Source organism: Streptosporangium sp. NPDC051022, assembly GCF_040683035.1.
Taxonomy (GTDB): domain Bacteria; phylum Actinomycetota; class Actinomycetes; order Streptosporangiales; family Streptosporangiaceae; genus Streptosporangium.
Genome location: NZ_JBFBCF010000015.1, coordinates 106,483 through 125,489 on the forward strand (window position 1 = coordinate 106,483; position 19,007 = coordinate 125,489).

The following is a 19,007-nucleotide window of genomic DNA, read 5'->3' on the forward strand; positions in this document are numbered from 1 at the left end:
CGTTCTAACCGCATATGTCCCCCGGCTCCTTCACCCCTGGCGGGGCCCGCGTGACCGGGGGGAGGGGGAGACACCATGACCGCCCAGTTCCCTGTCGCGCGCCCGCGAAGGCTTCGCCGTACGGCGACGATGCGCAGGATGGTCGCGGGCACCAGGCTGCACCCCGCGGAGCTGGTGCTGCCGGTGTTCGTCAAGGAGGGCATCGACGAGCCCAACCCGATCGTCTCGATGCCCGGGGTGTTCCAGCACACCCGTGACTCACTGCGCAAGGCCGCCCACGAGGCCGCCGAGGCGGGGGTCGGCGGGCTGATTCTGTTCGGCGTGCCCGCGGTGAAGGACGCCCGCGGCTCCGCGGCCGACGACCCCGACGGCATCGTCCAGCGCGCCGTCGCCGATCTCGTCGCCGAGGTGGGCGACGCGCTGGTCGTGATGACCGACACCTGCCTGGACGAGTTCACCGACCACGGCCACTGCGGCATCCTGACGCCCGGCGGCGAGGTGGACAACGACGCCACCCTGGAACGCTACGCGGCCGCCGCGGTGGCCCAGGCCAGAGCCGGATCCCAGGTCATCGCGCCCAGCGGCATGATGGACGGCCAGGTCGCCGCGATCCGCGCCGCGCTCGACGCCGACGGCTTCGGGCAGATCCCGATCCTGGCCTACTCGGCCAAGTACGCCTCGGCGTTCTACGGTCCCTTCCGGGAGGCCGCCGAGTGCGCGCCGCAGTTCGGCGACCGCAACGCCTACCAGCAGGACGCGGCGGGCCCGCTCGGCGAGGCGCTGCGGGAGGTCCGTCTCGACCTCGACGAGGGCGCCGACGCCGTGATGGTCAAGCCCGCGCTCGCCTACCTCGACATCCTGCGCCAGGTGCGCGACACGGTGGACGTCCCGGTGGCCGCCTACCAGGTCAGCGGCGAGTACTCCATGATCGAGGCGGCCGCGGCGAACGGCTGGATCGACCGGGACCGGTCGATCATGGAGTCCCTGGTCGCGATCCGCAGGGCGGGCGCGGACATGATCCTCACCTACTGGGCGACCGAGGTGGCCAGGAAGCTCCGCTGATCCGTCTTTCACAGCGCGTTCACAGCGCAAAGACGTTCGGAGGAAGCGGGTTACGGACGGCCGGAACGCGCGGGCCGGTGGCGCCGGGGCCGGGAGAACGCCAGGTGATCGGCGTGGGAATCCGAGTGAGACGAGAGGCACACGCTGAGAACTGGGGGTTTGCCGCTTACTGACGAGGTCTGTGCGTTAGAGTGCGAAGACCGGTGCGGATGTGTCCCAGGTGGTGTAGACCCTGGCTGTCTGACTTCTTTTGCTGACCAACCAAGTGTGGACATGTCGTCGCATCCGAAGGCACGCGGGACACGCGGACGACGGAGGACACAATGGTGGGGGTACCGCTGACTCGTCGGGGCAAACGACGTGCTCATCCGAAACAGATGATCAACTCTGTGCTGGAGTACGCCGCCCTGGGGTGGGCCAGCTGTCCCGGCGCGCGTCCGCTGCCCAGCGGTTCCCGCTCCTGTTCGTGTGACCGCATCGGCTGTCCCGACCCCGGCGCCCATCCGCTCTCGCGTGCCTGGCAGATGCAGGCCACCACCGACCCCACGCTGCTCGGTCACTGGTGGCACCGCGACCCGGAGGCGAACGTGGTCCTGCCCACCGGCCGCGTCTTCGATGTCTTCGACGTACCGCACGCCGCCGGTCTGGCCGCCTTCGCGAATATGGAATCCACCGGATCAGCCTCGGGCCCGGTCGCCGTGAACGGCGACCGGGTCCTGTTCTTTGTGGCCACCCGCAACGTCTCGGACGACGAGGACGAATGGTGGTCCTGCCCCCTGGACTACGGACCCTCGACCATCGAGGAGATGCCGGGCCTGCGCTGGCACTGCCGCGACAGCTACGTTCTCGCCCCGCCGTCGATCCTGCCGACCGGCCAGGCCGCCTCGTGGCTGCGCCCCCCGGACGGCCGCCCGCTGCCGGACCCCCTGCTCGTCCTGGAGCGTCTGGCCGACGTCTGCGAGTAGTTCCGCGATTCCGGCGACGCCTGGCGGCGTCGCGAGCCTGGGCGCCTTCGAGACGGCGTCCTCCCCCGCCGCCCGTCCGCTTCACTCCTTCGCTCCGTACTCCTCACCCCGGACGCCGCCCCGCCCGAGCCGGAAGCGGTCCCGGCCGAGCCGGAAGCGGTCCCGGCCACCGGGGTGTCCGAGCCGGGGGCGGGGCCTGGTCTCCCCGTGGCTACGCTGGAGGGCGTGAGCCGTACTGAGAACTCCGAGGACCTGTTCGCCCGCGCCCGTGAGATCGTCCCGGGAGGGGTGAACTCCCCCGTCCGCGCCTTCGGCGCCGTCGGCGGCACGCCGCGCTTCATGGCCTCGGGGCAGGGGCCGTACATCACCGACGTCGACGGCAACCGCTACGTCGACCTGGTCTGCTCGTGGGGCCCGATGATCCTCGGGCACCGGCACCCCGCCGTGGTCGAGGCGCTGCAGGAGGCGCTCGCGGCCGGGACCTCGTTCGGTACGGCGACGCCCGGAGAGGTGGAGCTCGCCGAGGAGATCGTCTCCCTCGTCGAGCCGGTGGAGAAGGTCCGCCTGGTCAGCTCGGGCACCGAGGCCACCATGTCCGCCGTACGGCTGGCGCGCGGGTTCACCGGCCGGGCGAAGGTCGTCAAGTTCGCGGGCTGCTACCACGGCCACGTGGACGCCCTGCTGGCCTCCGCCGGATCTGGCCTGGTCACCTTCGGCCTGCCCGACACCCCCGGCGTCACCGGCGCCTCCGCCGCCGACACGGTGGTGCTGCCCTACAACTCGGTCGAGGCCGTGACCGAGGCCTTCCGGACGTTCGGCGACGAGATCGCGTGCGTGATCACCGAGGCGTGCCCGGCCAACATGGGCGTCGTCCCGCCGCTGGACGGGTTCAACGCCACGCTGCGTGAGCTGTGCACCGCGCACGGTGCCCTGCTGATCATCGACGAGGTGCTCACCGGCTTCAGGGTCTCCGAGGCCGGATGGTACGGGCTCGACCCGGTGGACGCCGACCTGATGACCTTCGGCAAGGTGATGGGCGGCGGCCTGCCCGCCGCCGCGTTCGGCGGCCGCGCCGACGTGATGGCCCACCTCGCCCCGGAGGGCCCGGTCTACCAGGCGGGCACCCTGTCGGGTAACCCGCTGGCCTGCGCCGCCGGGCTGGCGACGCTGCGCGCGTGCGACGACGAGGTCTACGACCGGGTCGACGCCGCCGCGCTGGTCATCGGCCGCGCCGCCGCCGACGCACTGGCCGCCGCCGGGGTGCCGCACCGCCTGCAGCGCGCGGGCAGCCTGTTCTCGATCTTCTTCACCGAGGACCGGGTCACCGACTTCGCCGGGGCGCAGAGCCAGAACACCGCCGCCTACCGGGCCTTCTTCCACGCCATGCTCGACCAGGGCGTCTACCTGCCGCCGTCGGCCTACGAGGCGTGGTTCCTGTCGGCCGCCCACGACGACGAGGCCCTGTCGCGTGTCGCCGAGGCCCTTCCGCTCGCCGCGAAGGCCGCCGCCCAGGCCTCCTGACGCCTCTCTCCCGGCCGTGCGGCCCAGGACGGGGGCCCCGGGACGCCGGGGCCCTGACCGCCCTGAGCCGCGTCGGGCGGCCCGCTGACATCGCCGCGGCCGTCGCCTTCCTCGCCTCCGACGACGGCCGGTGGGTCACCGGTCACGTGCTCGACGTGAGCGGCGGCATATGTCTCGGCCCCCGCCCCACCGGCTGATCCCGGGGCGTGACCGTCTTCGCGGTTACCTGTCGGTCGTGGAGGGCGACGCCGAGGCGCTCGGTGTCACGGGCGCGGGCGCGGCGGCGAGGATCCGCTCAAGGCTGGAGGGGTCGGAGAAGATCTGGTTCACCTGGTCCATGCTCATGTCCTGGCCGTTGAGCTTCAGGGTGGGAGTGCCCTCCACCTTCTGCGCCGCGGCGTACGCGTCGGCCTTGGCGATGTCGGCCACCTTCTCCAGGCCCACCACGCACTTGTCGAACTCGGCGCTGTAGAAGCCGAGGTCCCGCGCCCAGTTCAGGAGGTCCTTGTTCTCGAACCCGTTCTTCCCCTCCTCCGGCTGGTAGGCGAAGAGCGTCTTGGCGTACGAGGGCCACTTGTCGGCCGGGGTGCACAGGGCCGCGTTCGCGCCGCGCCGGGAGACGGACGGGACGGGTTCGGCCTGGTTGGGCGCCTTGAAGAGCTGGAAGGGGCGGAAGATCACCCTGGCCTTGCCGTCGGCGGCGGCCTTGTAGATCGCGTCGCCGGCGGCCTCCTCGAGCTTCTTGCAGTACGGGCACTGGAAGTCCTCGAAGATCTCCAGGGTGGGGCCGGTGACCCCTTCCTTGGCCATCAGGATCGACCCGTCCTCCTGGCGGACGGTCGTGGCCAGCGGCCCGGTGTAGGCGATGCCCTTCTGGCCGCTCTTGCTCGCGTTGTTCCCCAGGACGACGACGGCGACCACGCCGACCGCCGCCACGGTGATGCCGCCGACAACGCCCAGCAACAGCTTCCGCTGCCTCTCACGGGCCGCCTGCTGCTTGCGCTCCTCGGCGAGCCGCTCCCTGGCCGACTTCTGCCGGGCGTTCTTGTTCATTACCACTCCTCTATGGTGTTTCGCGTTCTGGTTTCGTCCGGGGAAACGGAGATCAGGACGTCTGGCCGGCACGCCGGTATTCGTCGAGGACCACGAGTCCGAAAAGGGCGACGGTGATCACGTGCACGGCCGTGCACCACAGACAGATCTTGCCCAGGACGAGCAGTTCCGCGCTCACCAGGTAGACCACGAAAAGGACTCCGATGATCACGCCGCCAAGCCGTGCCCACCGGACGACGGGCGACTCCGAGCGCCATGCCGCGGGGACGGTCAGCGCTCCGATCCCGACGAAGAACGACAGCCCCAGCAGGGGCAGGGGAATCCCGAACAGCTCGGAGTACTCACTCGACGTCACGGAGGCACAGTCGATCGTGGAGCTCTCCGTGCATATGAGGGCGATGGCACGGTTGTAATGGGCGAGCGTCATGTAGATCGAGATCGCCAGACCGGTGAGGCTCAGCAGAGCCGTCACCGTCAGGAACCATCCCGGACGTGACAACGCCGATGTCCGGCCGGGGGGCAGGTGGACATCTCTGGCCATGGTTGATTCCTCCACGCGGGCAGCCGCCGACCCGCTCTTCGCCGCGAACCTCTGTGCCCCGTCATCGGGCGGGCAAGGGGGCGCCATGTGAACAAAGGCGTGGTGATGCTAAGGCACCGCACGTAAACAGGTGGTAAGGGGCGCGGCCGGGTGGCGCCGTCCCGATATGCCGTGTGACCTGTCGAACGCACTCCGTAGTCCGGCGTCGAGTGCCGAAACCTCGCAGAGGACCGGGAAATCCCGGGGTCGCGGATTCGACGCGTGTCCTGACGGTGGTGCCTTCGTGATGTATCGCATATCCGACGGCTGCCAGACCGGCCGGTCAGCAGCGAGCCTAGCGAGGGCGATTTTCCGGCGATAGGGACTTTGTGCCCTACCTGTGGTCCCCTCGCCGCGAGGGGCCCCGGGCCGCTCCGTGGCTCTTTCCGGGCCTGCCGTACCGTCGTTGTGAACAAGTTGTTTGCATCGACTTGTTGACAACGAATCGTTTGATCGTCCATGCTGGGTGCATGGCTACCGGTTCTGAGCAATCCCTCGACCCCTTCTCGCCCCCGGACCCGGGCAGGGCGCGGGCGCACCGCGTGTACGCCTCCCTCATGCGCATCGCCGAGCGGCACGCGGCCACCGGGGCGCAGCGTTCCCGCCAGGTCCACCCCGACGTCCTCGGCCCGCACGAGGCCGTCAGGCTCGTGTCGTTCCTCGCGGGAGGCGCGGCGCAGCGTGAGGAGGACGAGCCGGAGGTGGACGTCGCCGACATCACCGCCGCCCTGACCCTCGTCCCGCTGGTGCGCGCGGAGATGGACCAGCTGGAGGCCGGGCTCCTGCTGATGGCGCGGGGGCGCGGCATGACCTGGCAGGAGATCGCCTTCGGGCTGGGTCTGGGCACCTCCCAGGCCGCCAGGCAGCGCTACGAACGGCTGTCCGGCCGCCTGGCCGCCGAAACGGGCTCCGAGGCGGACACCGGAACGAGCTGACCGGTGAGGAGGACCGGCCATACCCGAGCACGCACCGGCACCCACGTCCCCGCCCGCGGTCCTTACGGATGATCCCGGTCCTGCTGGGGGTGGTGACGGCGGTGGGCCTGATCACCTGGCTGCTGGTGAGGCCGGCCGGGAACCCGGTCCCGGTCCCGAGACCCGGTCCCCCCACGGTGGTGGTTCCGGCCCCGCACCAATCCCGGCAGCCGTCCACGGAGACTCCGCCCGAGCCGTCACCGACGACCCGGAAGAAGTCGGCCACGACGGATCAGGAGGGGCCGTCCACAACGCCCCGGAGGGCCACGACGACTCCGGGCCGGTAGGCCGGACCGACGGTCATCGACATCGAACTCAGGCGGGATGACGGCGCTCGGCTGGAGGGCGGCGGCGACGGTCAGGAGACGTTACGGCGGATCGGCCGTGGAGCACGAGATGATGGAGTTCCTCTGCCGCATGGACGGCCGTGACGTTCACGTGCTGATCGAGAAGGACTCGCTCCCTCGCCCGGCGGAGTTCCCGTCGCGCTGGTCCCGCTGACCGCCGTCGGGGGCGTGGCCCGGACCGGGAGCGCCGCCGGTGGGTGGACCCCGCCGGAAGGGGTGTGTCCCGGCTCAGACCCGGTCCGCCGGGAGCCGCAGGACCTCGGCGAGTTGCTCCTGCGTCAGGGCGGGCACCGCGATGGGACGAGCGCCGTCGGCGCGCAGCCCGTCCAGGAAGAACGCCAGGCACCGCCGCCAGGCCTGCGGTGCCGCCTCCATGGACTCCCGGATCACCTGTGACATCGCCCAGACCAGGGTGATCAGGTCCTGCGGCTCGAAGTCGGCGCGCAGTCGTCCGCTCTCCTTGGCTCTGCCGACGATCTGGTCCACGTGCCGGAAACCGCGGTGACAGGCCTCGATCACGTCGGGGCTCAGCGGGAACCGCCGGGCCAGCGCGTCGTTGAGCCCGCGGTCCTCGGCCTGCAGCGCGAACAGCCCTTCGACGAAGCCGGTGAAGCCGTTCCAGGCGTCCGGATCGGCCAGCGCGGCCGCGGCGATCCGGTCGAGGGCGGCCAGCCGCTCCGGGAAGATCGCGTCGAGGAACGCCTCGCGGGTGGGGAAGTGGTTGTAGAGCGTGCCGATGCTGACCCCCGCGCGGCGGGCGATCTCCTCCAGCGGCGCGTCGAGGCCGCGCTCGCCGAACACCCGGGTGGCGGCGGCCAGCAGCTTGTCGCGATTGCGGGCGGCGTCGGCCCGCAGCGGCTTGGTTTCGGCTGCCATGTCCTCATCATACGAAATTGAGGGGACCCTCAAATTAGTGTTATCGTCGGCAGTGAAGTTGAGGGGACCCTCGACTTTTCTCCGAATCCGACGGAAAGGCATCGTCATGTCCACACCGGCGCGCAAGACCGCCGTCGTCATCGGGGTCGGCCCGGGACTCGGCATGTCCATCGCCCATCGCTTCGGCCGTGAGGGCTTCGCGGTGGCCCTGGTGTCCCGCAGTGACACCCGCCACGCCGGATACCTCTCCTCCCTGGCCGAGGCGGGGATCGAGGCCACGGCCTTCGTCGCCGACGTGTGCGACCGCGACCGGATCCTCTCGGTGCTGGACGCGGTCGCCGAGCGGTACGGCGGGATCGATCTGCTCTACTACGGGCCGGCCGCGGCTGATTTCGACGCCCGGCCGAGGCCGATCACCGAGACCGACTCCGAGAGCGTCCGGGAGGCGATGAACGGGGTGTATCCGGCCGTCGACGTGGTCGGCAAGGTGCTGCCGGGCATGATCGAGCGCGGTGACGGCGGGCTGCTGTTCGCGGGCGGCCTCAGCGCCGTCGTGCCGATGCCCGCCCTCGGCGCCCTGGCGGTCTCCTCGGCGGCCCTGCGCAACTACGCCCTGACCCTCAACGCGGCGGTGGCCGAGCGGGGCGTCTACGCCGGGACCCTGGTCATCGGCGGCCTCATCGAACGCGGTGACATCCACAGGATGGTGAGCTCCCAGCAGGAGAGCTTCGGCGACGTGGGGGCCATGTCCCTCGACCCGGACGACATCGCCGACACCGCCTGGGAGCTGTACTCCAGGCGCGACCGCCCCGAGGTGACGTTCAGCGCGTTCGGCTGAGGGCGTCCGGTGTGTCCGGCGCGTCCGGCCGGGGTCGCGGGGCCGTCCGCTCCCGGTGTGGGCCGGTGGGTTCGGGCCGCGGACCCGCCGGACCGGCCTCCGCGGGGGCGGCGGCCGTACGGCCGGCGGGACGGGTGCCCGCGTACAGGACGCCGCAGACGATGAGGGCGCCGGCCAGGAGTTTCACCGGGGAGAGCGGCTCGCCGGCGAACAGCGCGGCGCAGGACATGCCGAAGACGGGGACGAGCAGGCTGTAGGGGGCGACGACCGACGCGTCGTAGCGCCTGAGCAGGAAACCCCAGACGCCGAAGCCGCCCAGGGTGGAGATCAGCGCCACGTACAGCACCGACAGGGTTCCCTCCAGGGAGAACGTCAGGTGGGGCACGCCCTCGAACAGCAGGGACAGGCCCATCATGGGGAGGGCGGCCACCGCGCTCAGCCAGACCGTGAAGCGGAACGAGTCGGGCGGCGCGGCCTTCCTGACCGCGATGTTGCCCACCCCCCAGCAGAGGGCGGAGGCGACGACCAGGACGAACGCCCCCGTCGGACTGCCGTCGCCCAGGGTCAGCGCGATCAGGGCCAGTCCCGCGAACGCGACGCCCATGCCGGTGATCCGGCGGGTGGTGATCCGCTCCCCGAGGAGGACCGTCGCGAGGATCACGGTGAAGACCGCCTGGATCTGGACGACAAGGGAGGACAGGCCCGCGGGCATGCCCGCCCGCATGCCCACCAGCAACAGGCCGTACTGCATGACACCGAGGGTGGCGCCCGCGGCGAGGACCCACCGCCAGGGCGCTCTGGGGCCGCCGACGAACAGCAGCGCCGGGAAGGCGGCCAGGGTGAAGCGAAGCGTCACGTACAGCAGCGGCGGGAAGTGGCGCAGTCCCACCTGCATCACGACGAAGTTGAAGCCCCAGACGGCGGCGAGACCGACAGCCAGGAGGAGATGACGGGGTCGCATCTCTTTATCCTTATTTGCGCCGATAATTCAGCACAAGCGAGACTTTCTTATCAGGATCATTTAGAGTTACTTATATGTTGGACCTCAACCGCCTCAAGGCCCTGCACGCCGTGGCCGTCTACGGATCGGTGGGCGCGGCGGCCGACGCCCTCATGGTGACCCCGTCGGCGGTGTCGCAGCAGCTCGCCAAGCTCGAACGCGAGACCGGCGCCACGCTGCTCGAACGCAACGGGCGCGGGGTGCGGCTGACGGACGCCGCCGGGCTGCTCGCCGATCACGCCGAGCGCATCCTCGCGCTGGTCGAGACCGCCGAGGCCGACTTCGAGGCGCTGCGGGGGGAGGTCGTGGGCCGCCTGAGCATCGGGGCGTTCCCCACGGCGGCCCGCGGACTGCTGCCCGCGGCGCTGGTCCACCTGCGGGAGCGCCACCCGGACCTACGCCTCCAGCTCCACGAGCGGGAGCCCGAGCGGCAGCTCCGCGAGGTGAGCAGGGGCGAGCTGGACCTCGCGGTGATCCAGGACTGGGTGAACCGGCCGATGGCCATCCCCGAGGGGCTGTCCCGGGCGCCGCTCTTCGACGACATCGCCGACGCGATCCTGCCCGCCTCCCACCCGCTGGCGGGCCGGTCCGAGATCGAGCTGGCCGAGCTGTCCGGCGAGCAGTGGATCAGCTCCTCACCCGGCACGGTCTGTCACGACTGGCTGGTCTACACGCTGCGCGCCGCCGAGCTCGAACCCGACATCGCCTGCATGGCGGACGAATATCCCACCCACCTCGCCCTGGTCGCGGCCGGGCAGGGCTGCGCCATCATCCCCCGCCTCGGCCGGGACTTCGTCCCCGCCGGGGTCCGGGTCGTCCCGCTCAGCCCGCCTCCGGTGCGCAAGATCTACGCGCTCTGGCGCACCGACGCGGCCCGCCGCCCGGCGATCCGGGCCGCGGTCGAGGCGCTCAGGATCGCCTCCGCCGCCCACCGGTCCGCCGATTCCGCCGGAGCGGCCGAGGTCTCCGGCGGACGGGCCGAATTCACATGAACGCCGGGTAAATCCGACGTTGATCAAAGGTGGATTCAATATGGATTCGACGTGCAATGCGCGAATCCATCATGGAACCGGGATGGAACACGTGGAACCCACACGGAACTCGCCGCGGAACCTGAAACACGATCGTTTTCGGTCCTGGCGCCGCCCGTACGGCACAGCCACACTGGTCCATCTATGCGCCCTATTCACCCGTACCTGTCGGTAGGCTGGCGGAACCATGGCTGAGACGACCGTCGTTCACCTCCTGCGCCACGGTGAGGTGCACAACCCCGCGAACATCCTGTACGGCAGGCTCCCCGGCTACCACCTCTCCGAGACCGGCAGGCAGATGGCGGAGATGGTCGCCAAGTCCGTCGCCGGACGCGATGTGACCGCGCTGTTCTCCTCCCCGCTGGAGCGGGCCCAGGAGACCGGGGCCCCGCTCGCGGCGGTTTTCGGCCTTGAGGTCACGCTCGACGAGCGCCTCATCGAGGCGGAGAACATCTTCGAGGGGATCGCGGTCGGCGGAGGCGACGGGGTCTTCCGCAGCCCGCGCCACTACCGTCACCTGTGGAACCCGCTGCGCCCCTCCTGGGGCGAGCGCTACACCGACGTGGTCCGGCGGATGAAAAGCGTGATCGACACCGCCCGCGACGCGGCGCGCGGTCACGAGGCCGTACTGGTCAGCCACCAGCTCCCGATCTGGATCATCCGGCTCGCGGCCGAGGGCAGGCGGCTGCCGCACGACCCCCGCCGCAGGCAGTGCGGGCTGGCCAGCCTCACCAGTTTCTCCTTCGAGGGCGATCGGCTGATCAGCGTCGGATACAGCGAACCGGCGGGCGTGCTGGCCAGGCGCCCCACTGTGCCGGGCGCCTGACCGCGCCGGTAGAGTGACTGCTCTACCGGTTGTAGTACAGGAAGACTCAGCCTCTGATGCGCGCAAAACCCTTGGCCGCCGCCGCGCTGCTCTTCGCCGTGGCCGGATGTGCCGGTAACCAAGGGGCGCAGCCCCAGAGCGGCGACACCCGCTTCGTGCCCGGCGACGGCAGGATCACCATGTTCGAGGCCGCCGACCGCAAGGCCGCGCCCGCGGTCGAGGGGGAGACCCTCGACGGAGGGTCCGCGACGCTCGGCGCGCACAAGGGCAAGGTCGTGGTGCTGAACTTCTGGGCCTCGTGGTGCGCGCCCTGCCGGGCCGAGGCCCCGGTGCTCAAGGACATCGCCGCCAAGACCAAGGCCGGTGGCGTGGAGTTCCTGGGCATCGACTTCAAGGACCGCAAGGCGGACGCGCTGGCCTTCGAACGCAACCTGGGGACCGGATACCCGAGCATCTTCGACCAGCCGGGCAAGGTCGCGCTCTCCTTCCAGGGCACGGTCCCGCCCGCGGCCATCCCCTCGACCCTGATCATCGACAGGCAGGGACGGATCGCCGCCCGCGCCCTCGGCGCGGTCAAGTACAACGACCTGCTCGACGCGGTCACCAAGGTCGGCGATGAGAAGTAAGCGGACGCGGTGGTCCTGTGATGAGCGCTGTGATGAGCGCTGACCTGACCACGACGGTCGCGAGCGGGTCGCTCGTCCTGGCGCTGCCGATCGCGATGGCGGCGGGTCTGGTCTCGTTCCTGTCGCCGTGCGTGCTGCCGCTGGTCCCGGGCTACCTGTCATACGTGACGGGGATGAGCTCCGATCCGAGGCGCGGCCGGATGGTCGCCGGTATCGCGCTGTTCGTCCTCGGATTCGCGGTGGTCTTCGTGGCCGGCGGGGCGCTCTTCGGCGGGCTCGGTTCCGCGCTGGCGAGCAACGTCGAGATCATCACGCGGGTGCTCGGCGCGCTCACCGTCGTGCTGGGCCTGGCCTTCATGGGGCTCCTGCCCGGCCTCCAGCGTGACTTCCGCATCCACCGGGTCCCGGCCGCCGGGCTCGCGGGCGCCCCGCTGCTCGGCGTGGTGTTCGGCCTCGGCTGGACCCCCTGCATCGGCCCCACCCTCGGGGTCGTGCTCACCCTCGGTCTCACTGAGGGCAGCGCGGGGCGGGGCGCGTTGCTCGCCTTCGCCTACGCGCTCGGGCTCGGGCTGCCCTTCCTGGTGGCCGGGCTCGCATACCGTAGGGCACTGCACACGTTCAAGGCGGTTCGCCGCCATTCGCAGCTGATCACCCGGGTGGGCGGGGCCATGCTGGTCGCCGTCGGCCTGCTGCTCGTCACCGGGCTCTGGGGAGAGCTCATCGTGACCATGCAGGGGTGGATCGGCGGATTCGAGCCGGTGATCTGATGGAGGAAGTCGAGCAGGCCGCCAGGAGGCGTACGGCGGGCGACAGCCCGGCGGACGGCCCGATGGACGACGCCGTCACCCCGGCCGAGGAGAGCCCCGCCGTACGGCCCGCGGGGTTCGGCGTCGTCGGCTGGGCGCGCTGGTTCTGGCGCACGCTCACCTCGATGCGCACGGCCCTGATCCTGCTGTTCCTGTTCGCCCTGGGGTCGATCCCGGGGTCGATCTGGCCGCAGCGCGGCGTCTCCGACGCGAAGGTCGCACAGTACTTCAGCGACAGCCCGGCGCTGGCCGAGTGGCTGGACCGCCTCTGGCTGTTCGACGTGTTCAGGGCGCCGTGGTTCGCCGCGATCTACCTGCTGCTGTTCCTGTCGCTGATCGGCTGCGTGCTGCCGCGCGCCATGACCCACCTGCGCGAGCTGCGCAGGAAGCCTCCCGCGCCGCCGCGCAACCTGGTCAGGCTGCCCCAGCACGCCTCGTTCGAGGCCGGCGACCTGACCGTCGAGACGGTCGCGGCCCGGCTGCGGCGGATGCGGTACCGGGTGACGACGGGCCCCGACTGGGTCGCGGCCGAGAAGGGCTTCCTCCGCGAGACCGGCAACCTGCTGTTCCACGTCGCGCTGCTCGGGCTGCTGCTGGCGGTCGGGGCGGGCGCGCTGTACGGCTACCGCGGCAACGTGCTGGTCGTCGAGGGGGAGGGGTTCGCCAACACGGTCGCGGCCTACGACCGCTACATGCCCGGCCAGCAGGTCAGCGCCGAGTCGCTGGAGCCGTTCTCCTTCACGCTCGACGACTTCCAGGCCACCTACATCGTCAAGGGCGAGCGGCGCGGCCAGCCCCTCGACTTCCAGGCGAACCTGAAGGTCACCGACACCCCGGGCAGCCCCGAGCGCGACTACGCGCTCAAGGTCAACGAGCCGCTGGACGTCAACGGCACGCTGACGTACCTGATCGACCACGGCTACGCGCCCACCTTCAAGATCACCGATGGGAAGGGGCAGGTCGCCTTCGACGGCCCGGTGCCGTGCCTGGTCGCCCAGCCGGCCACCTTCACCTCCGAGTGCGTCATCAAGGTCCCCGACGCCCAGCCCGAGCAGCTGGGCCTGCTGGTGGCCTTCCTGCCGACCACCGTGCCGATGAACGGCCAGTGGATCTCGGTCTTCCCCGGCGCGGCCAACCCGACCGCCCAGGTGTACGGCGCGTTCGCCGGTGACCTGGGGCTGAAGAACGGCAGGCCGCAGTCGGTCTACGAGCTCGATCCGGCGAGCCTGAAGAAGATGAAGCCGCTGGTGATGAAGGCCGATCCGCTGGCCGTCGGCAAGAAGCTGGACCTGCCGAACGGCGCCGGGTCGATCGAGTTCACCGGCGTCAAGGAGTGGATCGCCCTCCAGATCACCCATGACCCGGGCCGGATGCCCGCGTTCGTGGCCTCCGCGCTGGCGGTCGTCGGTCTGGTGCTCTCCCTGACCGTCCGCCGCCGCAGGGTGTGGGTACGGCTCGGAGCCGCCGGGACGTCCGGACGGGGAACGAAGGGGACGGACCCCTCGACGTCCCCGGACGAGGGCGGCGCGCAGAGACGTGGATACGTCGAGGTGGGCGGGCTCACGCGCACCGAAGGCAGCGACTTCGGCGAGGAGTTCGCCGAGATCGTCTCCGCTTTGAATCCAGGAGAGAACGATGCCCGTTGAGGTCGACGTCGGCCTCGCCACGCTGAGCGACCAGCTCACCTTGGCGACAGTGCTGCTCTATATCGTCGCGATGATCGGCTACGCCCTCGACCTCGGCTTCGGCCGGTCGAAGATCGCCAAAGTCGCAACCAGGAAGGCCGAGCCCGCGCTCGTCACGGTCGGCGGTACGGCCGACGCCGAGGCCGCCGGGTCCGCCGGGTCCACCGGCGAGGAGGGCGGCGACCAGGCCGACAAGGCGCCTCCCGTCTGGGTGGTGTGGGCCGCCCCGGTGGCGGTCGGGCTGACCTGGCTCGGCTGGGCCACGAACCTGGCGGCCATCCTGACCAGGGGCTGGGCCGTCGGCCGGTGGCCGTGGGGCAACATGTACGAGTTCGTGGTCGCGATGTGCTTCGCGGCGGTGAGCGCGTTCCTGTTCATGCACATCCGCTACCGGAGCCGTTTCCTGGGAGCGTTCGTCACGGTGGCCGCCGCCCTGGGGCTCGGCTTCTCCGTGCGTTACCTGTACGTGCAGGCCGGTCCCGTGGTGCCGGCGCTCAACTCCTACTGGGTCGCCATCCACGTGACGGCGGCGATCATCGCCAGCGGCCTGTTCATCATGGCCGGCGTCGCGGGCGTCCTCTACCTGATCAGGAAGGACACCGCAGTCCGGCTGCCGTCCCGGCAGGACCTGGACCGGGTCGCGCACCGGGCCATCGTGATCGGCTTCCCGATCTGGACGTTCGCCGTCATCGCGGGCTCGCTCTGGGCGGACAAGGCGTGGGGCCGTTACTGGGGCTGGGACCCCAAGGAGGTCTGGGCCTTCATCACCTGGATCGCCTACGCGGCGTACCTGCACGCCCGCGCCACGGCCGGGTTCAAGGGCAAGGCCGCCATGATCGTGCAGCTCATCGCCTTCGCCTGCCTGATGTTCAACCTGGTCGGGGTGAACATCTTCCTCGGTGGCCTGCACTCCTACGCCGAGGTCCCCTGACACGACCGCCGGGCGGAGGTCTCCGGTGCCCTCGCACTCCGGGGCCCTCCGACGGCGTCTCCGCCCGGCTCCGGCGCGGAGGTTCCCCTCCGTGCCGCCCCGGCGTCACTCCTCGTCGCGCAGCCGGCGCTCCAGATCCTTGAGGAAGTCGGGGTCGTCCTCCGGCCCCTTCGGAGCCGCGGGCCGCGCCGCCGTACCGTCGTGCGGGAGCGCGCCCGGCGCCCGGGGACCGCTCGGCCTGCCGAGCAGCAGCCAGAACACGCCGCCCGCGAGCGGCAGCAGCAGCACGATGATCACCCATAGAAGCTTGGGCAGGTTTCTGGCCTCCTCGTCCGGCGTGGTGATCGCGTCGAACAAGCAGTAGAGCCAGAAGGCGAGCAACGCCAGACCGACAAGCAGGGGCATGCCCGAACTGTAAGCCATTCGGAGACAGGGTGCGGTCGTGCCCCCGATCCTGATGACTGACAGAGATCCACGTCGTACGGTGGAGCCTGTTGCCACTTCCCCTGGGGCGTGTGATGGCGAATTCGGCGGACAAAGGTCGGCATCGACGGCGCTGGTGGCAGCGGGGCCCGTCCCAGCGCACGGAGAGTGTCGCCAGGAGAGCGGTCCGTGAGGTCCCCGGAGAGCCGGAGCGCCGGGTGGGGACGGTCACGGCGCCGGTGGTCGACCGGCCGCAGTACACCTGGCGGGACTTCGAGCTGGAGGACGAGCGTCCCAGGGCCCAGCCCAACACCCCGGACACCCCCGACCTGGGTGACGGCCTGCGGCACTGCGGGCGCCTCGAACGAATCCTGCACCGGCAGTGGGACTCCCGGCAGGGACCGCCGTCGGCGGACGCCGTACGCGCCGTGGAGAGCCTGGCCAGGCTGCCCGACCGGCTCAAGGACAAGCTCTCCGAGGGACTCGACGGCATCTACGTCGGCGCGGGCGGGGTGCCCGACCTGGACGACATGGGCTACCTGCGGGGCGCGCCGCTGCCCTCGGGGCGGGCGACGTGGGACATCTGCGCCGGGGCCTACGGCGATCGCAAGATCGTGGTGGGAGACCGGCCCTCGCCCACCCCCGACGTGATGATGCACGAGGTCGGGCACGCCCTCGACGACGTGGACGCGCCGCACGGGAGCTGGGTCTCCGACTCCCCGGAGTTCGCCGCGCTCTACGAGCAGTGCGTCCCCCTGCTGGCCTCGGGCTTCCACCTGCAACCGGCGGACCTGGGCCGGAAGGAGTTCTTCGCCGACGCCTTCGCCGCCATCGTCTCGCGGCAGCGTCCCGCCCTGGTGGACATGCTGGGCGGCGACACGAGGATGGCGCTCAATGTCATGTTGTTCTTCAACCGGCGTTACGGAATCTAGGTGATCTGGGATGTACGTCATCCTGCTCGCTGACGGGACTCTGCGGGTGCCGCAGACCCTGTCCAGCGAGGACGGGCGTCTGATCGGCAACGCGTACGTGGAGCTGTTGCCGGGGGATCCGGACTACGACCGGTGGTTGTCCGAGGCGCTCACCGAGGAGGAGCTGGCCGGGCGCAGGAGACGCTGGCTTGCGGAGAACGACGAGCTGGAGCGCGAGTTCCTGGCCTTCAAGGCCGAGCAGGACGGTTAGGCGACGACGTCGCCGAGGTTCTCCCCGTTCGACGGGGCGCCGGAGCCGGGGGCCGAGTGGCGGGGGATCGCGCCGGGGGTGCGGAGGCGGGGGTCATACGACCCCATCGGTGACCCTGCGGATGTCGGGTGTGGATCCACAGGACCACCGATGGTGTGACGTCATAAGTCGTCAGACGCGCGGGGTTTCGCCTGCCGGCCGTTCGGCCGTCAAGACGTCCTCTCCACGCAGAAGGGCGTGCACTTCCGACTCGCGGAACCGCCGATGCCCTCCGGGGGTACGGATGCTGCTGATGCGGCCTGCCGCGGCCCAGCGTGTAACCGTCTTTGGGTCGACCCGGAAGAGGGCGGCAACCTCTCCGGGCGTCAGCAGACGCTCGCTGCTACTCTCCACAATCTCTCCCCCTCGCATCCCGCTTCCTGCCAGCGGGCGGACAGGTAACCAGTGTGCCGAGCGAAGTCTGATTTATCCGTGCTTTTCAACAAAGATCACGGGTTGTTATCGACTGACTGCCCGATTGTTATATGATAGAGCCTCTTTGAGACTCTCGTGGGTGTTTCTTTACGAAACTGATCTGTTGGGAACACTAGCAGCGCTCGTAGCCAGCGCGAAGGCCGTCTTCCCCGCTTCCCGCTCGCGCTAGAAGTCGATGGCGTGACGTAACCTCAACGCTGTGCATCCCGTCTTCGTTTACACCGTCTCCCGGCTGGGACTGCTGGCCGCGAGCATCGCTCTGCTCTATCTGGTCGGCCTGCGTCAGCCCCTCATCCTGCTGGTCGCCGCATTCCTGGTCAGTGGGGTGGCCAGCTACGTCCTGCTGTCGAAGCAGCGTGACGCGGTGAGTGAGCGATTCACTAAGAACCGGGAGTGATCACGGCAACGGGAACATGCCGACTCGGGCATGGTACTCGTGACCCAGCCGCGTTGTGTCACTACCAACCAGTAACCCTCCGTGATGGGCCAGGAATGCCTTGACGCCGATTCCGCGCTCCCTTGTCGGGTTCCACTTCAGCGCCTTCCCCGTGCGGGGATCGATCGCCCCGATTCCCGGCCGCGCGACCGCGCCCGGCCCCGCCGAGTCGCGGCCGTACGGATTGTCCAGCCAGCGCTGGTGGCCGCCCACGTACACCGCGGCCCCGGTGACCGCGACCGCGTAGAGCGAGTCGCCGCCGGTGTGGTTCACCCAGGTCGGCCGCACCTCCCCCCTGGCGCGGGTCTCGAAGCGCGCCGCGCTGTCGCACGGCTTGTCCGGGCCCTCGGGGCCGCCGGTCGTGACGACCGCGAAGTAGGAGCCGTCGGGGGCGAAGTCCAGGCCCCGTATGTAACCGGGGAAGACGTCCCTGCACCTGGCGGCGTAGGTGGCGGTCCGCCAGTCGGCGACCTTCGCGGGAGCCGTGCCGCCGCCGCCCTCGCCGTTTCCACTGCTCCCGCCCGTGTCGACCAGCCCGAGCTGGGGCCGCGACAGCCCGCCCAGCGTGGTGAAGTCGCCGCCGACCGCGAGACGGTCGCCGCTCAGCGCCATCGCGTGGACCCGCACCCTGCGGCCTCTGGACCGGTCCGGCTCGATCGCGAAGCCCGGGTCGGCCGCCCCGGTCCGGGCGTCGAGACGGGCCAGCGCCGTACGGCGGGCGCCGCCGATCCCGGTGAAGTCGCCGCCGGCGTAAAGGCGCGAACCCTGGACGGCCAGGGTCGTGACCGTGCCCCCGCGGACCCGCGCGCCGAAGCCCGGCACCGGTGAGCCGTCGGACAGACGCAGCCTGACCAGGCCTCGGGTGTCGGCGAGGGCTCCGTTGGCGGGGCCGTCGTCGCCGGTCCCGGTGCGCGCCTCGGTGAAGTCGCCGCCCGCGTAGACGGTGCCGTCGGCGCCCGGTGCCAGCGCGCGGACCGGACGGTCGAGGTACGGCTCGAAGCCCGGCAGGATCCGCCCGGTGGCCAGGTCGTAGGCGAAGAGGTTGGAGCGTTCCAGGACCGTCGTGCCTCGGGCCTCGCGCACCCGGTCGAACGATCCGCCGACGACCACCGTGCCGCCGACCAGGGCGATCGCGTCGACGATCCCGTCGAGAACGTGGGGAGTGGTGTCCACCGGATCGGCCGAGACGACCCGGTCGTGCTTCGTCGTGCCGGCGGCGGCGATCCCGGGGGGAACCAGGATCAGGGCCGCGACCAGCACGGAAGTGGTTCTGGCAAACATTCGGTAATTCCTAGCAGACTGCGAGTGACCGAGTCGCCACTTTCCGTGGATCGCCCAACGGGCCGCCGCCAGACGTGGCAGGGACGACAC

Annotated in this window: 23 protein-coding genes; 16 read left to right on the plus strand and 7 right to left on the minus strand. The window is 70.5% G+C overall.

The window, feature by feature from the left end:
* Positions 1-75: 75 nt before the first annotated feature.
* From hemB to AB0N02_RS24100, 4 genes are all read left to right on the plus strand, one after another.
* Positions 76-1,062 (plus strand): porphobilinogen synthase, encoded by a 987-nt coding sequence (gene hemB, locus AB0N02_RS24085; protein WP_363950445.1) that lies wholly within the window; start codon positions 76-78, stop codon positions 1,060-1,062.
* Between the two features lie 323 nt (positions 1,063-1,385).
* Positions 1,386-2,027, plus strand: a complete 642-nt coding sequence (locus AB0N02_RS24090; protein ID WP_363950448.1) for a bifunctional DNA primase/polymerase — start codon at positions 1,386-1,388, stop codon at positions 2,025-2,027.
* 225 nt (positions 2,028-2,252) lie between these two features.
* On the plus strand, positions 2,253-3,548 hold the full coding sequence (gene hemL, locus AB0N02_RS24095) for a glutamate-1-semialdehyde 2,1-aminomutase (RefSeq protein WP_363950450.1): 1,296 nt from the start codon (positions 2,253-2,255) through the stop codon (positions 3,546-3,548).
* The gene (locus tag AB0N02_RS24100; protein WP_363950453.1) at positions 3,455-3,745 is read left to right on the plus strand and encodes an SDR family oxidoreductase; all 291 of its coding nucleotides are present in this window, start codon (positions 3,455-3,457) and stop codon (positions 3,743-3,745) included. The genes hemL and AB0N02_RS24100 overlap by 94 nt, the downstream gene beginning before the upstream one ends.
* 25 nt (positions 3,746-3,770) lie before the next feature.
* Here AB0N02_RS24100 and AB0N02_RS24105 read toward each other — a convergent pair whose 3' ends face one another.
* Positions 3,771-4,601 (minus strand): thioredoxin domain-containing protein, encoded by an 831-nt coding sequence (locus AB0N02_RS24105; RefSeq protein ID WP_363950455.1) that lies wholly within the window; start codon positions 4,599-4,601, stop codon positions 3,771-3,773.
* Positions 4,602-4,653: 52 nt separating this feature from the next.
* A complete protein-coding gene (locus AB0N02_RS24110) occupies positions 4,654-5,142 on the minus strand; it encodes a vitamin K epoxide reductase family protein (RefSeq protein WP_363950458.1) in 489 nt (162 codons plus the stop codon).
* 509 nt (positions 5,143-5,651) lie between these two features.
* Here AB0N02_RS24110 and AB0N02_RS24115 point away from each other — a divergent pair.
* Together AB0N02_RS24115 and AB0N02_RS24120 are read left to right on the plus strand one after the other, a co-directional pair.
* The gene (locus AB0N02_RS24115) at positions 5,652-6,116 is read left to right on the plus strand and encodes a DNA-binding protein (RefSeq protein ID WP_363950460.1); all 465 of its coding nucleotides are present in this window, start codon (positions 5,652-5,654) and stop codon (positions 6,114-6,116) included.
* Positions 6,117-6,479: 363 nt separating this feature from the next.
* Entirely contained in the window at positions 6,480-6,656 is a 177-nt protein-coding gene (locus AB0N02_RS24120) for a hypothetical protein (protein ID WP_363950463.1), read from the plus strand.
* A 74-nt stretch (positions 6,657-6,730) separates the two neighbouring features.
* Here the strand turns inward: AB0N02_RS24120 and AB0N02_RS24125 are convergent, their stop codons facing one another.
* A complete protein-coding gene (locus AB0N02_RS24125; RefSeq protein ID WP_363950466.1) occupies positions 6,731-7,378 on the minus strand; it encodes a helix-turn-helix domain-containing protein in 648 nt (215 codons plus the stop codon).
* 106 nt (positions 7,379-7,484) lie between these two features.
* Here AB0N02_RS24125 and AB0N02_RS24130 point away from each other — a divergent pair, with 106 nt between their 5' ends.
* Positions 7,485-8,216 carry an SDR family NAD(P)-dependent oxidoreductase gene (locus AB0N02_RS24130; protein ID WP_363950468.1) on the plus strand — a complete coding sequence of 244 codons (732 nt, stop codon included), beginning with the start codon at positions 7,485-7,487 and terminating at the stop codon, positions 8,214-8,216.
* On the opposite strand, the gene AB0N02_RS24135 is transcribed toward AB0N02_RS24130, so the two are convergent.
* Complete coding sequence (locus tag AB0N02_RS24135) at positions 8,200-9,177, minus strand: EamA family transporter (protein ID WP_363950470.1); 978 nt, start codon at positions 9,175-9,177, stop codon at positions 8,200-8,202. The two genes, AB0N02_RS24130 and AB0N02_RS24135, sit on opposite strands and share 17 nt — an antisense overlap.
* A gap of 74 nt (positions 9,178-9,251) precedes the next feature.
* Here AB0N02_RS24135 and AB0N02_RS24140 point away from each other — a divergent pair, with 74 nt between their 5' ends.
* The 6 genes from AB0N02_RS24140 (at position 9,252) to ccsB (ending at position 15,121) form a co-directional block, all read left to right on the plus strand.
* Entirely contained in the window at positions 9,252-10,208 is a 957-nt protein-coding gene (locus AB0N02_RS24140; RefSeq protein ID WP_363950472.1) for a LysR family transcriptional regulator, read from the plus strand.
* 226 nt (positions 10,209-10,434) lie between these two features.
* The gene (locus tag AB0N02_RS24145; RefSeq protein ID WP_363950474.1) at positions 10,435-11,073 is read left to right on the plus strand and encodes a histidine phosphatase family protein; all 639 of its coding nucleotides are present in this window, start codon (positions 10,435-10,437) and stop codon (positions 11,071-11,073) included.
* A 56-nt stretch (positions 11,074-11,129) separates the two neighbouring features.
* Positions 11,130-11,699: a TlpA disulfide reductase family protein gene (locus AB0N02_RS24150; RefSeq protein ID WP_363950476.1), complete on the plus strand. Its 570-nt coding sequence runs from the start codon at positions 11,130-11,132 to the stop codon at positions 11,697-11,699.
* A gap of 32 nt (positions 11,700-11,731) precedes the next feature.
* Positions 11,732-12,466, plus strand: a complete 735-nt coding sequence (locus AB0N02_RS24155) for a cytochrome c biogenesis CcdA family protein (RefSeq protein ID WP_363950478.1) — start codon at positions 11,732-11,734, stop codon at positions 12,464-12,466.
* Positions 12,466-14,151 carry a cytochrome c biogenesis protein ResB gene (locus AB0N02_RS24160; protein WP_363950480.1) on the plus strand — a complete coding sequence of 562 codons (1,686 nt, stop codon included), beginning with the start codon at positions 12,466-12,468 and terminating at the stop codon, positions 14,149-14,151. The genes AB0N02_RS24155 and AB0N02_RS24160 overlap by 1 nt, the downstream gene beginning before the upstream one ends.
* On the plus strand, positions 14,141-15,121 hold the full coding sequence (gene ccsB, locus AB0N02_RS24165) for a c-type cytochrome biogenesis protein CcsB (RefSeq protein ID WP_363950483.1): 981 nt from the start codon (positions 14,141-14,143) through the stop codon (positions 15,119-15,121). The genes AB0N02_RS24160 and ccsB overlap by 11 nt, the downstream gene beginning before the upstream one ends.
* Before the next feature lie 105 nt (positions 15,122-15,226).
* Here the strand turns inward: ccsB and AB0N02_RS24170 are convergent, their stop codons facing one another.
* Positions 15,227-15,526 carry a PLDc N-terminal domain-containing protein gene (locus AB0N02_RS24170; protein WP_363950486.1) on the minus strand — a complete coding sequence of 100 codons (300 nt, stop codon included), beginning with the start codon at positions 15,524-15,526 and terminating at the stop codon, positions 15,227-15,229.
* Positions 15,527-15,762: 236 nt separating this feature from the next.
* Between AB0N02_RS24170 and AB0N02_RS24175 the strand changes: the two genes are divergently transcribed.
* Both AB0N02_RS24175 and AB0N02_RS24180 read left to right on the plus strand, forming a co-directional pair.
* Positions 15,763-16,476, plus strand: a complete 714-nt coding sequence (locus tag AB0N02_RS24175; RefSeq protein WP_363950489.1) for a hypothetical protein — start codon at positions 15,763-15,765, stop codon at positions 16,474-16,476.
* A gap of 10 nt (positions 16,477-16,486) precedes the next feature.
* Positions 16,487-16,726 (plus strand): hypothetical protein, encoded by a 240-nt coding sequence (locus tag AB0N02_RS24180; RefSeq protein ID WP_363950491.1) that lies wholly within the window; start codon positions 16,487-16,489, stop codon positions 16,724-16,726.
* Positions 16,727-16,897: 171 nt separating this feature from the next.
* On the opposite strand, the gene AB0N02_RS24185 is transcribed toward AB0N02_RS24180, so the two are convergent.
* Complete coding sequence (locus AB0N02_RS24185) at positions 16,898-17,137, minus strand: BldC family transcriptional regulator (protein ID WP_179820504.1); 240 nt, start codon at positions 17,135-17,137, stop codon at positions 16,898-16,900.
* Positions 17,138-17,399: 262 nt separating this feature from the next.
* Here AB0N02_RS24185 and AB0N02_RS24190 point away from each other — a divergent pair, with 262 nt between their 5' ends.
* A complete protein-coding gene (locus AB0N02_RS24190) occupies positions 17,400-17,597 on the plus strand; it encodes a DUF4229 domain-containing protein (protein WP_363950494.1) in 198 nt (65 codons plus the stop codon).
* On the opposite strand, the gene AB0N02_RS24195 is transcribed toward AB0N02_RS24190, so the two are convergent.
* Positions 17,598-18,917 (minus strand): hypothetical protein, encoded by a 1,320-nt coding sequence (locus AB0N02_RS24195; RefSeq protein ID WP_363950496.1) that lies wholly within the window; start codon positions 18,915-18,917, stop codon positions 17,598-17,600.
* Positions 18,918-19,007: the final 90 nt, after the last annotated feature.